Source organism: Burkholderia sp. BCC0044 (genome assembly GCF_902832955.1).
Lineage (GTDB): Bacteria > Pseudomonadota > Gammaproteobacteria > Burkholderiales > Burkholderiaceae > Burkholderia.
The window spans coordinates 13,689-28,405 of the sequence record NZ_CADFDO010000013.1; the positions used below are offsets into that span (position 1 = coordinate 13,689).

At 65.3% G+C, this 14,717-nt stretch carries 18 protein-coding genes; 6 read left to right on the forward strand and 12 right to left on the reverse strand.

The window, feature by feature from the left end:
• Window positions 1–6 precede the first annotated feature (6 nt).
• From HWX14_RS36050 to HWX14_RS36065, 4 genes are read left to right on the forward strand one after another with little or no spacing between them, the layout of a single operon-like run.
• Window positions 7–558, forward strand: coding sequence for an iron transporter (locus tag HWX14_RS36050; protein ID WP_006483880.1), 552 nt, complete (start codon window positions 7–9; stop codon window positions 556–558).
• Window positions 559–613: 55 nt separating this feature from the next.
• Complete coding sequence (locus HWX14_RS36055) at window positions 614–946, forward strand: cupredoxin domain-containing protein (protein WP_006478303.1); 333 nt, start codon at window positions 614–616, stop codon at window positions 944–946.
• A 58-nt stretch (window positions 947–1,004) separates the two neighbouring features.
• Entirely contained in the window at window positions 1,005–1,847 is an 843-nt protein-coding gene (locus tag HWX14_RS36060) for an FTR1 family protein (protein ID WP_175886785.1), read from the forward strand.
• A complete protein-coding gene (locus HWX14_RS36065) occupies window positions 1,844–3,241 on the forward strand; it encodes a 4Fe-4S binding protein (protein ID WP_175886786.1) in 1,398 nt (465 codons plus the stop codon). The genes HWX14_RS36060 and HWX14_RS36065 overlap by 4 nt, the downstream gene beginning before the upstream one ends.
• Before the next feature lie 279 nt (window positions 3,242–3,520).
• Here the strand turns inward: HWX14_RS36065 and HWX14_RS36070 are convergent, their stop codons facing one another.
• The 3 genes from HWX14_RS36070 to HWX14_RS36080 all read right to left on the reverse strand — a co-directional run bounded on the left by HWX14_RS36070 (window position 3,521) and on the right by HWX14_RS36080 (window position 5,357).
• Window positions 3,521–3,766 (reverse strand): hemin uptake protein HemP, encoded by a 246-nt coding sequence (locus tag HWX14_RS36070; protein WP_034207822.1) that lies wholly within the window; start codon window positions 3,764–3,766, stop codon window positions 3,521–3,523.
• A gap of 139 nt (window positions 3,767–3,905) precedes the next feature.
• Window positions 3,906–4,388 carry an SRPBCC family protein gene (locus HWX14_RS36075; protein WP_175886787.1) on the reverse strand — a complete coding sequence of 161 codons (483 nt, stop codon included), beginning with the start codon at window positions 4,386–4,388 and terminating at the stop codon, window positions 3,906–3,908.
• A 96-nt stretch (window positions 4,389–4,484) separates the two neighbouring features.
• Window positions 4,485–5,357 carry a pirin family protein gene (locus HWX14_RS36080; RefSeq protein WP_175886788.1) on the reverse strand — a complete coding sequence of 291 codons (873 nt, stop codon included), beginning with the start codon at window positions 5,355–5,357 and terminating at the stop codon, window positions 4,485–4,487.
• A 121-nt stretch (window positions 5,358–5,478) separates the two neighbouring features.
• Here HWX14_RS36080 and HWX14_RS36085 point away from each other — a divergent pair, with 121 nt between their 5' ends.
• Window positions 5,479–6,453, forward strand: a complete 975-nt coding sequence (locus tag HWX14_RS36085) for a LysR substrate-binding domain-containing protein (RefSeq protein ID WP_175886789.1) — start codon at window positions 5,479–5,481, stop codon at window positions 6,451–6,453.
• 419 nt (window positions 6,454–6,872) lie between these two features.
• Here the strand turns inward: HWX14_RS36085 and HWX14_RS36090 are convergent, their stop codons facing one another.
• The 9 genes from HWX14_RS36090 to HWX14_RS36130 form a co-directional block, all read right to left on the reverse strand.
• A complete protein-coding gene (locus tag HWX14_RS36090) occupies window positions 6,873–7,304 on the reverse strand; it encodes a biopolymer transporter ExbD (RefSeq protein WP_077179570.1) in 432 nt (143 codons plus the stop codon).
• Between the two features lie 13 nt (window positions 7,305–7,317).
• A complete protein-coding gene (locus tag HWX14_RS36095) occupies window positions 7,318–8,052 on the reverse strand; it encodes a MotA/TolQ/ExbB proton channel family protein (protein WP_175886790.1) in 735 nt (244 codons plus the stop codon).
• A 34-nt stretch (window positions 8,053–8,086) separates the two neighbouring features.
• Complete coding sequence (locus HWX14_RS36100; protein ID WP_175886791.1) at window positions 8,087–8,818, reverse strand: energy transducer TonB; 732 nt, start codon at window positions 8,816–8,818, stop codon at window positions 8,087–8,089.
• 218 nt (window positions 8,819–9,036) lie between these two features.
• A complete protein-coding gene (locus HWX14_RS36105; protein ID WP_175886792.1) occupies window positions 9,037–9,273 on the reverse strand; it encodes a (2Fe-2S)-binding protein in 237 nt (78 codons plus the stop codon).
• A 152-nt stretch (window positions 9,274–9,425) separates the two neighbouring features.
• Window positions 9,426–10,283: a glutamate racemase gene (gene murI, locus HWX14_RS36110; RefSeq protein ID WP_175886793.1), complete on the reverse strand. Its 858-nt coding sequence runs from the start codon at window positions 10,281–10,283 to the stop codon at window positions 9,426–9,428.
• Between the two features lie 34 nt (window positions 10,284–10,317).
• Window positions 10,318–10,794 carry a bacterioferritin gene (gene bfr, locus HWX14_RS36115; protein ID WP_006478315.1) on the reverse strand — a complete coding sequence of 159 codons (477 nt, stop codon included), beginning with the start codon at window positions 10,792–10,794 and terminating at the stop codon, window positions 10,318–10,320.
• Between the two features lie 193 nt (window positions 10,795–10,987).
• Window positions 10,988–12,511: a fumarate hydratase gene (locus HWX14_RS36120; protein WP_011657442.1), complete on the reverse strand. Its 1,524-nt coding sequence runs from the start codon at window positions 12,509–12,511 to the stop codon at window positions 10,988–10,990.
• 44 nt (window positions 12,512–12,555) lie between these two features.
• Window positions 12,556–13,140: a TIGR00645 family protein gene (locus HWX14_RS36125; protein ID WP_175886794.1), complete on the reverse strand. Its 585-nt coding sequence runs from the start codon at window positions 13,138–13,140 to the stop codon at window positions 12,556–12,558.
• Window positions 13,141–13,251: 111 nt separating this feature from the next.
• Window positions 13,252–14,160, reverse strand: coding sequence for a DMT family transporter (locus HWX14_RS36130; protein ID WP_175886795.1), 909 nt, complete (start codon window positions 14,158–14,160; stop codon window positions 13,252–13,254).
• Between the two features lie 318 nt (window positions 14,161–14,478).
• On the opposite strand from HWX14_RS36130, the gene HWX14_RS36135 reads away from it, so the two are divergent.
• Window positions 14,479–14,717, forward strand: a 239-nt coding sequence (locus HWX14_RS36135) for an acetyl-coenzyme A synthetase N-terminal domain-containing protein (protein WP_279611863.1), incomplete at its 3' end; no start/stop codon positions are given.

A 14,717-nucleotide genomic window follows, 5' to 3' on the forward strand; every position in this document is an offset into this window, starting at 1 on the left:
GTGTCCATGTTGGGTTCTTCGTTCATCCGCACGACGGTTGCGGTAGCGGCGGCGCTGGCCGCGATGTCGGCCTCGGCTGCCGAGTATCCGATCGGCAAGCAGCAGATCCAGGGCGGCATGGAAATCGGCGCGGTGTATCTGCAGCCGATCACGATGGACCCGGAAGGCATGATGCGCAAGGCGTCGGATTCCGACATCCACCTCGAGGCCGACATCCATGCGGTCAAGAACAACCCGACCGGTTTCGCGGAAGGCGACTGGATGCCGTACCTGCAGGTCACGTACAAGCTGACGAAGCAGGGCGACACGAAGTGGAAGGCCGAAGGCGACCTGATGGGCATGGTCGCGAGCGACGGCCCGCACTACGGCGACAACGTGAAGCTCGCCGGCCCGGGCAAGTACCACCTGACGATGGTCGTCAAGCCGCCGATGCAGTCGGGTCACATGGCGTTCGGTCGCCACGTCGACAAGGAAACGGGCGTGGGCCCGTGGTTCAAGCCCATCACGCTCGAGTACGACTTCCCGTTCGCCGGCATCGGCAAGAAGGGCGGTTACTGATCGGTGGCATCACGAACGGCGCGCTTCGGCGCGCCGTCGGCGTAGAGAACCCAGTATGAAAATTCCCCAGAAAATCGTCGCCGCAGCCGCCGCGCTGTGGCTTGCCGGCGCGGCGCATGCCGCCGATCTGCCGACGTTCAAGCTCGAGATGACGGACGGCAAGCTGAATCCGGCCCGCATCGAAGTGCCGGCCGGCCAGCGTTTCAAGATCGAAATCAGGAACACCGGCAAGGGCGCCGCCGAATTCGAGAGCGTGCAGTTGCGCAAGGAGAAGGTGCTCGCGCCCGGCGCCGATTCGTTCGTGGTCGTCGCCCCGCTGTCGCCGGGCGAATACAAGTTTTTCGACGATTTCCACCAGCAGGCACAGGGCGTGATCGTCGCGAAGTAATGCGTTTTATCTGCGCGCGGGCGCACCAGTCCCTTGCCCCGCGCGTCAGGAGGTATCGATGGGTCAGATCTTGTTCATCGTCTGGCGGGAGAGCGTCGAAGCGCTGCTCGTCGTCGGCATTCTCTATGCATGGCTGAAAAACGGCGACGCCGACGCGCGCCGCGGCCTGCCTTTCCTCTGGGCCGGCGTCGGCGTCGGCCTGCTGATGGCCGTCGGCCTCGGCGCCGCGCTGGTCGGGTTCACCGAAGTGTTGTCCGGCGACGCGCAGGACTATTTCCAGACGGCGATGGTGCTGATCGCGTGCGTGCTGATCGTGCAGATGGTGCTGTGGATGCGCCGGCACGGCCGCACGCTGAAGCGCGACATGGAGCAATCGCTGCAGCAAAGCACGCGCGATTCGAACTGGTGGGGCGTCGCCGTGCTGGTCGCGCTCGCTATCGCGCGCGAAGGCAGCGAGACGGTGATCTTCCTGTACGGCCTCGGGTTCGGTCAGTCGGGCCACGTCGACGGCAGCCAGATGCTCGCGGTCGTGATCGGCCTCGGTCTCGCGTTCCTCACGTTCTATCTGCTGCAGCTCGGCGGCAAGTACTTCTCGTGGCGGCATTTCTTCCGCGTCACCGAAGTGATGCTGCTGTTCCTCGGCGCGGGCCTGTTCCAGACCGGCGTCGACAAGCTGATCGACAAGGAAATCCTGCCGCTCGGCATCTCGCAGGTGTGGGATACGTCCGCGATCCTCGATGATTCGGGCACGTTCGGTTCGCTCGTCGCGACGCTGACCGGCTATCGCGCGCACCCGGCGCTGACCAACCTGGTCGCCTATGCGGTGTACTGGGCGGTCGTCTGGTTGCTGATGAAGCGCGCGAGCCGCCGTCCGGCCGTTGCAGCGGGTCGCGCGGCATGAGCGTTGTCGCCGCCGTCAAGCCGGGCTGGCTCGCGCAGGCCGGCCAGTGGATGCAGCGCCACGGTGCGCTGATCCGCGGGATCCAGTGGATCGTCGTCGCCGTCTACGCGTTCCTGATCATCGTGCCGGCCGTGTTGCCGCTGCCGGACGATTCCGCGCACCTGTGGAACAACCTCACGCTCATCGCGCAGTTCGCGTTCTGGGGCATCTGGTGGCCGTTCGTGTTGCTGTCGATGGTGATGCTCGGCCGCGTGTGGTGCGGCGTGCTGTGCCCGGAAGGCGCGCTCACCGAATACGCGAGCAAGTTCGGCCGCGGCGGCCCGATTCCGCGCTGGATCCGGTGGGGCGGCTGGCCGTTCGTCGCGTTCGGCATCACGACGATCTACGGGCAGATGGTGAGCGTGTACCAGTACCCGCTCGCGGTGCTGTTCGTGCTCGGCGGCTCGACCGTCGGCGCGATCGTGATCGGCGTGCTGTACGGTCGCGAGAAACGCGTGTGGTGTAAATATCTGTGTCCGGTCAACGGCGTGTTCGGGCTGCTCGCGCGGCTTGCGCCGATGCGCTACAAGGTCGACGAGGATGCGTGGCGCCGTTCGTACAAGAACGGCGAGCACGGCCATCGCGTGATTCCGATCAACTGCGCGCCGCTCGTGCCGTTGCGCAACATGAAGGGCGCGGCGGACTGCCATATGTGCGGCCGCTGCAGCGGGCACCGCGACGCGATTTCGCTGTCGCTGCGCTCGCCGTCCGACGAAGTCGTGAACCTCGGTGCGGAGCGGGCCAACCCGTGGGACACCGCCCTGATCCTGTACGGCCTGCTCGGCGTGGCGATCGGCGCGTTCCACTGGACCGTCAGCCCGTGGTTCGTGCAGATCAAGCAATGGCTCGCGGGCTGGCTGATCGACCACGACATCACGTGGCCGCTCGAGACCAATGCGCCGTGGTTCCTGCTCACGCACTACCCGGATCGCAACGACGTGTTCTCCTGGCTCGATGGCGGGCTGGTCGTCGGCTACATCGTCGGCACGGGGCTCGTGTACGGCACGGCGCTGCTGGTGTTGCTGGCCGGCGCCACGCTGATGCTCGGTCGCTTCGATCGCGTGCGCCTGCATCACCTCGCCCAGGCGCTGATCCCGATCGCGGGGGCGGGTGTGTTCCTCGGGCTGTCGGCCACGACGCTGTCGTTGCTGCGCGCCGAGCATGTGCCGCTCGGCTGGGCAACCGACCTGCGCATCGCGATTCTGGTCGGCGCCAACGTATGGAGTGCGTGGCTCGCGTGGAAGGTGACGGGGCGCTATGCGGCGTGGCCGCGCCGGCTCGCGGCATTCGCGTGGTTTGCCGTCGGGCTGGCCGTCGTCGACAGCGCATGGTGGTTGATGTTCTGGGGGTTCTGAAGCGGCTTGCTTGTCGCTTCCTTCGGCTGTCGTGCATTGACGCAGCCACATCATGCGGGCGGCATGCGTCTTCGCACATCGGTCGCCCAAACAAAAAGCGACACGTCCTTCGACGTGTCGCTTTTTTCTTCCTTGTGCGAGAACCAAAAAAGTGGCTTGGCTTGCTGCAACGGCTGCTTGAGTGTGTTTGCACGAAGGGGTCTAGATCTCGCGTGCAAGCCGTTACGCTGGCTACTGCCCAACACCTCTCAGGGAGGTGGTCCCCACAATACTCGGTCGTTACTTCGTCAGGATCAGTTTGCCCAGCCGGGTGGCGCGCAACTGATAAGTCTCTCCGTTATGCGCGATGCTGACGTGGCTTTGGCCTTGCAGCAGCGCATCGCTGTTGACGACCCGCGTGCCTGCATCGCGGTTGCCGGCGGGTTTCGCCGGCGTGGTGACCGCTGCCGTCTTCTGACGGCTGCTGGCTGCGGTGCCGGTCGTGCGGCGCAGAGTCAGCGTGGTCGGGCGCATGGTGTCGGTCATTCGGTTTGATCGGTGACTGTCGATACGATGGAATGAATTCTAAATGATAACTATTCCCATTTACAAAAACTCTTTATCGATCGATAGGCCTGGTCTGATAGTTTGAATCAAAGCGGCGGCCCGCAGGCCGCCGCCGGGTTCAGTGCAGCGGATCGGGGTCCTTGCGACCCTGCGCGTATTCGCGGATCAGGCGAACGGTATCGATATCCGACGTGCGGTACGCCTCCTTGACGATCCCGTGCGTCTGTCGCGCTTCTTCGCTGTCGTCCGCGACGGTCAACGTCGTGCGGTACTCGAAACGCAGGAACAGCTCGTGGTCGTCGCGCTCCTCGATCGTCATCGTCAGCGAGCCGCCGATCTCGCCATCGGCCGCGCGGATGTCGTAGCGGACCTGCTGGTTCGGCGTGAACGTCACGTGGTCGCGCACGGTCGCGTGGCCGTAGTGGAGTTCGCGTTCGAGCGTCGTGTCCGTCCGTTCGTGGATGACGCAGCTGTCGAGGCCGATCACGAACAGTTGCGGCTGTTCGGCACGCAGTACGAGGCCTTCCCAGAGCTGGTCGCGCGTGAGGGTCGGCACGCCCGGTTCGTCGGAATTGATCTGGATCAGGTGTTCGAAGTTCAAGGGGCGGGTTCCTTCTGGTGGCGGCTGGCCACGTGGTTCAAGAACTTATTGTGACGCAAAACCACCGGCTTCGCGGCACCTGCCGCCCGATCCGATTCACGCTTCGATGCGACCCATGCGACCGGTCTGATAGTCGACGACAGCCTGCCGGATCTCTTCCTCGGTATTCATCACGAACGGGCCGTAACGGACGATCGGCTCGTTGAGCGGCACGCCGCCGATCAGCAGCAGGTCGAGCGACGTGTCGCCGGCAGCGAACGTGACGGCGTCGCCATCGTCGCCGTAGACGATCATGTGCCGTGCGTCGACCGCCTGCCTGTCGGGCCCGTAGAGGCCCGTTCCGTCGATCGGATAGGCAAACACGCGATAGCCGGCCGGCACGGGCTGCGTGACCGTTGCGCCGGGCTCCAGCGTGAAGTGCTGATAGAGGATCGGCGTGCGCGTCTCGATCGCGGCCTGTACGCCGAACGCTTCGCCGGCGATGACGCGCACGCTTGCGCGGCCGTCCGGCGACGTCGCGGTCGGAATGCGGGCGGCCGGGATCTCCTGGTAGCGCGGCGCGATCATCTTGTCGCGGCGCGGCAGGTTGACCCACAGCTGGAAGCCATGGGAGCGCCCGCCTGCCTGGGCGAACGCCGGATCCGGCATCTCGCTGTGCACGACGCCGGCGCCGGCCGTCATCCATTGCACGTCGCCGGGGCCGAGCGTGCCGGCATGGCCGGACGAGTCGCGATGGCGGAAGCGTCCATCGAGCGCGTAGGTCACGGTCTCGAAGCCGCGATGCGGATGGTCGGGCGCGCCCACGGCTTCGCCGGGGGCGTAGTCGACCGGGCCCATTTCATCGAGCAGCAGGAACGGATCGAAATCCATCAGCAGCCGCGTCGGGAACGGGCGGTGAACCACGAAACCTCCGCCTTCGGTGGTGCGAAGCGCGGGGTAGGTGCGATCAAGCGAGCGAGCGGTGGTCATGGGAAGCCCTCGAAATCATCGGAATAGCGTTATTTTCGAAACATAGCGCTATTATATTGGGCGTTTTACCGCGCGATTTGCGGCGGTTCGCAATGGATTGTTCTGAAATTGGAACGATGAGATGAATATCGATGCACATAACCTGAACGACCTGATGTACTTCTCGCAGGTCGTCGAACATGGCGGCTTCTCGGCCGCCGAGCGCGTGCTGGGCATCTCGAAATCGCGTCTGTCGCGGCGCCTGACCGAGCTCGAGGCGGCGCTCGGCGTGCGCCTGCTGCAGCGCTCGACGCGCAAGCTCGCGTTGACCGAGGCGGGGGAGCTGTTCTACCAGCATTGCCAGGCGATGCTCGCCGAAGCGCGGGCCGCGATGAACGCGGTGCAGCAGTTGCGCGCGTCGCCGCGCGGCTCGGTGCGCGTCAGCGTGCCGGTGACGCTGTCGCAGACGATGCTGTCGCGCATCCTGCCCGAATTCCTGCGCCGTTATCCCGAGGTGAAGGTGCATGTGCGCGTGACGAATCGCGTGATCGACCTGTTCGAGGATTCGGTCGACGTCGCGTTGCGCGTGCGCTCGGAGCCGCCGCAGAATGCCAACATCGTCGTGCGGCCGCTGTGGCGCACCGAGCAGATGCTGGTCGGCGCGCCGAGCCTGCTGAGCCAGAATGCGCCGCCGCTGGCGCCGGACGACCTGACCGGCTTCGAGACGCTCGATACGCCGAGCGTGGACGGCCGGCACGTATTCAACCTGATCGCGCCGGACGGGACGCGCCACGTGCACGAGCATGATCCGCGGCTCGTGACGGCCGACCTGATGACGATCCGCGAGGCCGTGCTCGACGGCCTCGGCATCGCGGCGCTGCCTGAGATGATGTACGGCAACGCGCTGCGCGCGGGGCAACTGTCGCCGGTGATGCCGGGCTGGACGCTGCCGGTGCCGCAGCTGTATGCGGTGTTCGTGTCGCGGCAGGGGATGCCGCCCGCGGTCCGTGCGTTCGTTGATTACCTGGTCGAGAAGCTCGACCACGGCGCGTACAAGGAGCCGGGTTGCCCCGAGCGTGCGAAGAAGGAAGCGGCGGCCGATGTTTCGGCGACCTGAACACGGCATGCACGACGACGCAAATTTGTTTTGTCATTGAAGCGTCGCCTGCAATCGCAAGTTTCAATCGCCTGAACCTTGAATGCGTGCGCGCACGGGCCTATATTGAAATCCCATTTCGTGAAGGAAGTTCTGAGCGAAATCAGGTGGCCGCATATATTGTGAGCCAGATAGGGCAGAACGCGCAGTCCGTGCAGACCACGGCAGAGTCGCATTTGCGTTGCTCGAGGCGTAACCGATACCGCCAAAGAGCCCGCCGCCCGAAGGCGCCCGCGTGCGCATGAAAAAAGGCCTTCATCTGGCGATGAAGGCCTTTTACTTTGTGTGCGGCCGGCGAGGTGCGGCCGGCGAGGTGTGGCCGGCTAGGCGCGGCCGGCCAGGTGCGCGGTTGCGACCGCCGACGACGGGACGTGCGCGCGTTACTTCTTCGCTTTTGCGCCGGGCTCGGTCACGAAGCCGAGCTTCGTCAGGCCGCCTGCCTGCGCATCCGACATCACTTCCGCGACGTGCTCGTACGCTACCTTGCGATCCGCGCGCAGATGCAATTCCGGCTGCGGCGTGCGTTTCGCCGCTTCCGCGATGCGTGCCTGCAGTTGTTCGCGCGTGACCGTGTGGTCGTCCCACAGGATCGTGCCGTCGCCCTGGATCGCGACGTCGACGGTCTGCGGCTTTTCGTCGACGGGCTGGCTGCTGGCGTGCGGCAGGTCGATCTTCACCGCATGCTGCATCGCCGGGATCGTCACGAGGAAAATGATCAGGAGTACGAGCATGACGTCGACGAGCGGCGTCATGTTGATCTCGCTCATCACGGCATCGTCGTCATCGTCGCTGAAACCGGTGTTCATGGCCATGGTTCACCTCGTCTCAGCTGGCGGCGCGCGATGCGAGACGCAGGCCGTCGCGCGTCGACGACGACGCGAGGCTCGCGCCCGTCACGAAGTACGCGTGCAGCCCGTGCGCGAAGCGGCGCAGCTTGCTGACGACGCCCTTGTTCGCGCGGGTCAGTGCGTTGTAGCCGAGCACCGCGGGAATCGCGACGAACAGGCCGAAGGCCGTCATGATCAGCGATTCGCCGACCGGGCCCGCGACCTGGTCGATCGACGTCTGGCCGGTGGCGCCGATCGCGAGCAGCGCGTGGTAGATCCCCCAGACCGTACCGAACAGGCCGACGAACGGCGCCGTGCTGCCGACCGATGCGAGAATCGCGAGGCCGCTCTGCATGCGCGAGATGCCTTCGTCCATCGTGTCCTTCAGGCAGCGCGTGACCCAGTCCGACACGTCCATGCGATCGTGCAGGTGCGGTTGCGTCTGATGGTGATGATCGGCGGCTTCCTTGCCCGACAGCGCGAGCGCGAGGAACGGGTTGTCGGCCGGCGTCGATGCGGCGAGGCCGAGCTTCTTGATGCCGTCGTCGAAATTGTCGGAATGCCAGAATGCCTGTTCGGCGTTCTTCGTGAGGCGGTTCAGGCGGATCACGTTCCAGCCCTTGATGACGATCACGATCCACGACAGGACCGACATCACGAGCAGCGTGATCGCGATGGCGCGCGTGACGAAATCACCTTGCGCCCAGACGTGCGCGATACCGTAGCTTTGCATTTTTGTTTCCTTTGAATCTTCCGAATATGACGGGTTAGTCGTTGAGCGTGAAGTTGAAGGGCAGCGTATGGGCGGCGCGGATCGCCTGGCCGTTCTCGATATACGGCGGACAGGTGCTGGCGCGCGTCGCCTCGAGCGCGGCTTCGTCGAGACGCGGGTAGCCGCTGCTCTTCTGCAACTGGACGCTTTCGATCTTGCCCGTCACGCCGATGATGAAGTGAACATAGGCCGTGCCCGTTTCGCCGCGGCGCTTCGACATCGACGGATAGTCGGGTTTCACGAAATTGCAGGTGAGCGCCGATACGTTTTTCGGCGCGCTGACTTGCATCGTCTCGCGCGCCGGGCCGGGTGCTGCAGCCGGCGCAGCAGGAGCCGGCGCGGCGGGAGCCGGTGTCGGATCGACAGCTGCCGGCGCGGGCGTCGGCGACGGTGCCTGCGCGACGGGCTGCGGCGTCGGGATTGCTTTCTGCACCGGCTTCGGCTCGATCTTCGGCTTCACGCGAGGAACAGGCTTGGGCGGCGTAGGCTGCTGCGCGGCCGACTGGACCGCGATCGGCTGGGCAGTGGGCGCAGGAGGAATGAGCTGCGCGGTGATCGACTGAACCTCGACCTGCTTCGCAGGCGGCGGCGCGTTGCGATGGAGCCACGCGGCCGTCAGCATGATCGCGTGTGCGGCAAGCACACCGACCGCGACGACGATCACTCGGGGATTCATACGTGGTGCAGCCGGCATGGCGCCGGCAGGAGCGAGATGCGAAGCCTGCATGTTAGCTTGAAAGAACGATGTCGCACCCGGGGCGCGGCGGGTGAATCGGCATCACTTGCGGAAGATCAGCAGCGAGATGCAAACGGTGGTTACGAATCCGATCAGCAATTCCATCACAGGCTCCTTGACAGGTAAGCCGTTGGCTCGCGCAGACGGTGGCTTGCTGACGGTCACAACAAAAAATGCGGCCTGGGCCGCATGCGCACGCTCGGCGCCGCTCAGGCCGCCTTGCGGTCGTAGAACGTGACCGGGATCGGATGCGCGTGATGCTCGACGCCGCAGCGGCTCGCGCAGACGCCTTGCTCGGCCATGAGGTCGCGTACGGACTCCTCGCACTTGCCGCAGCACGTGGCCACGCCGAGCTCGAACTGGAGTTCATCGAAAGAGTGGACGCCCTCGGCGAGGGACGCGCGAATCTTGCGATCGGAAACAGACTTGCACACGCAGACGATCATGATGAGTTGCGATAGCTAACGTTAATGCGAATTATTATCATTAATTTTGCGGATGTTGACAAGCCTGGGTCGGGCTTTTTTTAAGGTCATCGGACCCTTGAAACGGCGGGGAGCAGGGAAGCTGCGGCGGGAGCCGGGCGCGCCGGCCCGGGTCAGGCGGTCGCGCAGGCGCGCGCGTTGGGCGAGGAAATGGTGACGGATTCGACCGGCGCATCGAGGCCGAGCAGCGTCGATGCGAGCGCGCGCAGTTGCAGGCCGTCGCTCGTCGAGCAGAAGCGCGGCGGCGCGGCAGGCGTGCCGGCCGGCGCGCGCAGCCCGCGTTCGTCGAGCACCCGCGCGAGCTGGCGGGCGATGGCATCGCTCGTGTCGACGATCGTCAGGCGCTCGCCAACAAGGTCACGAATCGTTTCTGTGAAGAACGGGTAGTGCGTGCAGCCGAGCACCAGCGTATCGGCGCCGTCGTCGAGCATCGGCTGGATGTAACGCTCGAGCAGCGCGCGCAATGCGGGCGAGTTCGTGTCGCCGCGCTCGATCGCCTCGACGAGCCCGTGGCCCGGTTGGCAGATGAAGCGGCGGCCGGCGCCGTAGCGGTCGAGCAGCGCCTGGAAGCGCGGGCTGTTCAGCGTCGATTGCGTGGCGAGGACACCCGCGACGCCGGTCGCGGACAGCGCGGCGGCCGGCTTGATGCCCGGCTCGACGCCGACGAGCGGTATCGACAGGCGTTCGCGGATGGCCGCGATCGCCCGTGCCGTTGCCGTGTTGCATGCAATGACGAGCGCTTTCGCGCCTTCGCGGGCGAGCCACTCGCCGATCGCCAGCGTGCGTTCCGTGATGAATGCCTCGTCGCGCGGGCCATACGGCGCGTGGTGCGAGTCGGCGACGTAGACGAACGATTCGTCGGGCAGGTGCGCGCGCGCGGCGCGCAGCACCGACAGGCCGCCGAGCCCCGAGTCGAAGATGCCGACAGGGGCGGCGGCGCGCAGCGCGGGTGCGGCGGACGGGTTCGTCATCGTCGGGCGGGCGGCGGGCTGGCGGGTGGCGCGATTACTCGGCCGAACCCATCATCGTTTGCTGATAGTTCTGCAGGCCGACCTTGCCGATCAGGTCGATCTGCGTTTCGAGCCAGTCGATGTGCTCTTCGGTGTCGTCGAGGATCTTTTCGAAGATCTCGCGCGACACGTAGTCGCGCACCGATTCGCAGTAGGCGATCGCTTCCTTGCAGGTGGACTGCGAGATCTGCTCGAGCTTCAGGTCGCACTTCAGGATCTCTTCGGTTTCCTCGCCGACGAGCAGCTTGTGCAGGTCCTGCAGGTTCGGCAGCCCGTCGAGCATGAACACGCGTTCGATCAGCCAGTCGGCGTGCTTCATTTCGCCGATCGACTCGTCGTATTCGTGCTTGCCGAGCTTGTCGAGGCCCCAGTGCTTGTACATGCGCGCATGCAGGAAGTACTGGTTGATCGCCGTGAGTTCATTCTTCAGTTGGGCGTTCAGATATTCGATGACTTTCTTGTCGCCTTGCATGGCTATTCCTTGTTCAGTGGGGCTTCAGAAACCGAACGATAATCGCTCGAACGAGAAAAGCCAAGCCTCGAAGCCTTGTCGGGCCTGCCTTTTGCGTGTAATGAGAATCAGCCTCGAATAACCGGCCGAACACAATAATGAGAATGAGAAGTAAAAAGGCCGGACTCCCGTCCGGCCTTTCGTTCGCTCGCGCTTAAGCGGTGGCGACCGGGATCTTGCCGATCTTCGCCTGCCATTCCTTCGGACCCGTCTGGTGCACCGACGTGCCCGACGAATCGACGGCCACCGTCACCGGCATGTCCTGCACGTCGAACTCGTAGATCGCTTCCATGCCGAGGTCTTCGAACGCGAGCACCTTCGCGCCGCGGATCGCCTTCGACACGAGGTACGCCGCGCCGCCGACCGCCATCAGGTAGGCCGCCTTGTGCTTCTTGATCGCGTCGATCGCGACCGGGCCGCGCTCGGCCTTGCCGACCATCGAGATCAGGCCGGTTTGAGCGAGCATCGTCTCGGTGAACTTGTCCATGCGCGTGGCCGTCGTCGGGCCGGCCGGGCCGACCACTTCGTCGCGCACCGGATCGACCGGGCCGACGTAGTAGATCACGCGGTTCGTGAAGTCGACCGGCAGCTTCTCGCCCTTCGCGAGCATGTCGGCGATGCGCTTGTGCGCGGCGTCGCGGCCGGTGAGCATCTTGCCCGACAGCAGCAGCGTCTGGCCCGGCGCCCAGCTCGCGACTTCTTCCGGCGTCAGCGTGTTCAGGTCGACGCGCTTGCTGGTTTCCGTGTTCGGTTCCCACTGCACCTTCGGCCAGGCGTCGAGCGACGGCGCTTCAAGCTTGGCCGGGCCCGAACCGTCGAGCACGAAGTGCGCGTGGCGCGTGGCCGCGCAGTTCGGGATCAGCGCGACCGGCTTCGACGCCGCGTGCGTCGGTGCGGCCATGATCTTCACGTCGAGCACGGTCGCGAGGCCGCCGAGGCCCTGCGCGCCGATACCGAGCGCGTTGACCTTCTCGTGCAATTCCACGCGCAGTTCCTCGACCCAGTCCTTCGGGCCGCGCGCGATGATTTCCTGGATGTCGATCGGCTCCATCAGCGATTCCTTCGCCATCAGCATCGCCTTCTCGGCGGTGCCGCCGATGCCGATCCCGAGCATGCCCGGCGGGCACCAGCCGGCGCCCATCGTCGGGACCGTCTTCAGCACCCAGTCGACGATCGAGTCGGACGGGTTCAGCATCACGAACTTCGACTTGTTTTCCGAGCCGCCGCCCTTGGCCGCGACCTGCACGTCGACCTTGTCGCCCGGCACGATCTCGTAGTGGATCACGGCCGGCGTGTTGTCCTTGGTGTTCTTGCGGGCGCCTTCCGGCGGATTGACGATCGACGCGCGCAGCACGTTGTCCGGGTGCGTGTAACCGCGGCGCACACCTTCGTTGATCATGTCGGTGAGGCCCATCGTCGCGCCGTCCCAGCGCACGTCCATGCCGACCTTCACGAAGATCGTCACGATGCCGGTGTCCTGGCAGATCGGGCGACGGCCTTCAGCGCACATGCGGCTGTTCGTGAGGATCTGCGCGATCGCGTCCTTCGCCGCCGGGCTCTCTTCCAGCTCGTACGCGCGGCCGAGGGCCTGGATGTAGTCGAGCGGGTGGTAGTAGCTGATGTACTGCAGCGAATCCGCGATGCTCTGGATCAGGTCTTCCTGTTTGATGACGGTCATGGCTGAGACTCTGTGGGGACAGTGGGGAATAGGTTGCCGACGGTTCAGGCCGCCGGTCGGGACGCCGCGGGCGCATGCGCCTCGTGGAAATGGGCCGGGTGCGTGTGCGTCGTCAGGCGATCGACCCACGCCATCACGAGCGCCGACACGAGGAACGACACGTGGATGATCACCTGCCACATGATCGCGTGCGTCGTGTGCTGGTCGGGGTTGATGAAGGTTTTCAGCAGATGGATCGACGAAATGCTGATCAGCGCCATCGACAGCTTGACCTTCAGCACGCCCGCGTTCACGTGGTCGAGCCATTCGGGCTCGTCGGGGTGGCCCTCGATGCCGAGCCGCGACACGAACGTTTCATACCCGCCGACGATCACCATGATCAGCAGGTTCGAGATCATCACCACGTCGATCAGGCCGAGCACGGCGAGCATCACGCTGATTTCGTCGAGGCCCGCCGCATGCGACAGCAGGTGCCAGACTTCCTTCAGGAACAGGAACACGTAGACGGCCTGCGCGACGATCAGGCCGAGGTAAAGCGGAACCTGGAGCCAGCGGCTCATGAAAATCAGCGCGGGAAGGGGGCGAAGCGGGCGGCGGCCGGGACGGCCGGGCGAATGCGGGGCGGACATGTCGAGGTACGGGCGCGGTGCGCAGGTATCGGGGTGATCTTGAAAAGGCGCGCTATTGTAACGCGTCGGCCGGCGCCGCTGCAGCGACGCGCGGGCATTGCCGGGGACGGATCAGGAAGCGGCCGCCGGCACGCGTTTCACGCGCAGGCTCGCGAGCACGATGCCGGCGACGACGCACGCGAGCGCGATACCGTGCGCGAGCGTCGGGCGCTCGCCGAGGAACGCGATGCCGTACGCGGCCGCGGCGATCGGCAGCACCGCGCTGAACACGCCGGCGAGGCTGCCCGGCACGTGCCGGATGCCCTTCATCCACAGCCAGAACGAGAAGATGCTGGCCGACAGCCCGTACCAGACGACGAGCGCCCAGGTGCCGGTGGGCACGCTCGCGTAATCGAAGTGCCACAGCGCGGTTGCGCCGAGCGGCAGCATCAGGCACAGACCGAACAGGTGGGTATACGCGCAGATGTCGATCGGTGCGAGCGTTTGCGTGAGCCGGCGCGACAGGATCACGTAGATCGATTCGCAGCACACCGCGCCGAGGATCAGCAGGTTGCCCGCCAGCGAGCCGGACGCGTCGCCCGGCGCGCCGTGGCCGGCCGCGCTGCCATTCGCGAGGTTGATCGTCACGACGCCGATGATCGCGAGCGCAATCGACACGAGCGCACGGCCGTTCGGTTTTTCACGCAGGATCAGCCATGCGAACAGCGCGACGATCGCCGGGATCGTGCTCGTGATGACGCCTGCGGCCACCGCGCTCGTGCGCTGCACGCCGTTGAGCATCAGCAGCGTGAACATGAAGGTGCCGAAGAACGCCTGCAGGAACAGGTTCAGCCATTCGCCGCGCTTGACCGCGCGCATCTTCACGGGGCTGAACAGCGGCCACAGCACGGCGATCGCGATCACGAAGCGCAGCGTGGCGAGGATCGCGACCGGGACGAATACAACGATGGATTTGCCGATACCGACGTTGCTGCCGACGAACAGCATCGACAGGATGAGGAAGAGGGCGTAGCGATTCAAGCTGGAGTCCGGAAGGCGAGTTCAGTTAGGATTGTAGGGTCGCGGTTGTAACAGCGTAAAGCCGACTCGATGCGGCGCATCCCGGCGCACGACACGGCCATGCCACGTAAGTGACGGGTAAGTTGGAGCGCTTATCGTGGAAACTGCCGGGCCGCGGATCACGTTCGCGTGAGGTGGTGCGGTGCAGCATCGTGCGCAGCCGTTCGCGGCCGCGTGCGGGTGGTGGGAGACAGCGGCGCGCAGCGCCGGCCAAGACGACGCGCGGCGCACACGATCGCGCCGCCATGCAGAGGATTCATGTTCACCAAGGGGTTGTCGATGTCTGCGATTGAATCGGTTCTTCACGAAACCCGTCAGTTCGCGCCGCCCGCGGCGCTCGAGAAGACGGCGACCATTTCCGGCATGCCGGCCTATCGTGCGCTCGTCGCCGAGGCCGAGCAGGATTACGAAGGCTTCTGGGCGCGTCTCGCGCGCGAGGGCCTCACGTGGCACAAGCCGTTCACGACCGTGCTCGACGAGCGCAACGCGCCGTTCTACAAATGGTTCGACGACGGCGA

Excerpts from the sequence above, each read along its gene's own strand:
- HWX14_RS36085 (WP_175886789.1), top strand. The coding sequence starts at position 5,479 with ATGAATATCGATGCACATAACCTGAACGACCTGATGTACTTCTCGCAG.
- HWX14_RS36105 (WP_175886792.1), bottom strand. The coding sequence starts at position 9,273 with ATGATCGTCTGCGTGTGCAAGTCTGTTTCCGATCGCAAGATTCGCGCG.
- HWX14_RS36065 (WP_175886786.1), top strand. The coding sequence starts at position 1,844 with ATGAGCGTTGTCGCCGCCGTCAAGCCGGGCTGGCTCGCGCAGGCCGGC.
- HWX14_RS36125 (WP_175886794.1), bottom strand. The coding sequence starts at position 13,140 with ATGTCCGCCCCGCATTCGCCCGGCCGTCCCGGCCGCCGCCCGCTTCGC.
- murI (WP_175886793.1), bottom strand. The coding sequence starts at position 10,283 with ATGACGAACCCGTCCGCCGCACCCGCGCTGCGCGCCGCCGCCCCTGTC.
- HWX14_RS36050 (WP_006483880.1), top strand. The coding sequence starts at position 7 with ATGTTGGGTTCTTCGTTCATCCGCACGACGGTTGCGGTAGCGGCGGCG.
- HWX14_RS36120 (WP_011657442.1), bottom strand. The coding sequence starts at position 12,511 with ATGACCGTCATCAAACAGGAAGACCTGATCCAGAGCATCGCGGATTCG.
- HWX14_RS36080 (WP_175886788.1), bottom strand. The coding sequence starts at position 5,357 with ATGACCACCGCTCGCTCGCTTGATCGCACCTACCCCGCGCTTCGCACC.
- bfr (WP_006478315.1), bottom strand. The coding sequence starts at position 10,794 with ATGCAAGGCGACAAGAAAGTCATCGAATATCTGAACGCCCAACTGAAG.
- HWX14_RS36090 (WP_077179570.1), bottom strand. The coding sequence starts at position 7,304 with ATGGCCATGAACACCGGTTTCAGCGACGATGACGACGATGCCGTGATG.
- HWX14_RS36060 (WP_175886785.1), top strand. The coding sequence starts at position 1,005 with ATGGGTCAGATCTTGTTCATCGTCTGGCGGGAGAGCGTCGAAGCGCTG.
- HWX14_RS36100 (WP_175886791.1), bottom strand. The coding sequence starts at position 8,818 with ATGCAGGCTTCGCATCTCGCTCCTGCCGGCGCCATGCCGGCTGCACCA.
- HWX14_RS36055 (WP_006478303.1), top strand. The coding sequence starts at position 614 with ATGAAAATTCCCCAGAAAATCGTCGCCGCAGCCGCCGCGCTGTGGCTT.
- HWX14_RS36095 (WP_175886790.1), bottom strand. The coding sequence starts at position 8,052 with ATGCAAAGCTACGGTATCGCGCACGTCTGGGCGCAAGGTGATTTCGTC.
- HWX14_RS36070 (WP_034207822.1), bottom strand. The coding sequence starts at position 3,766 with ATGACCGACACCATGCGCCCGACCACGCTGACTCTGCGCCGCACGACC.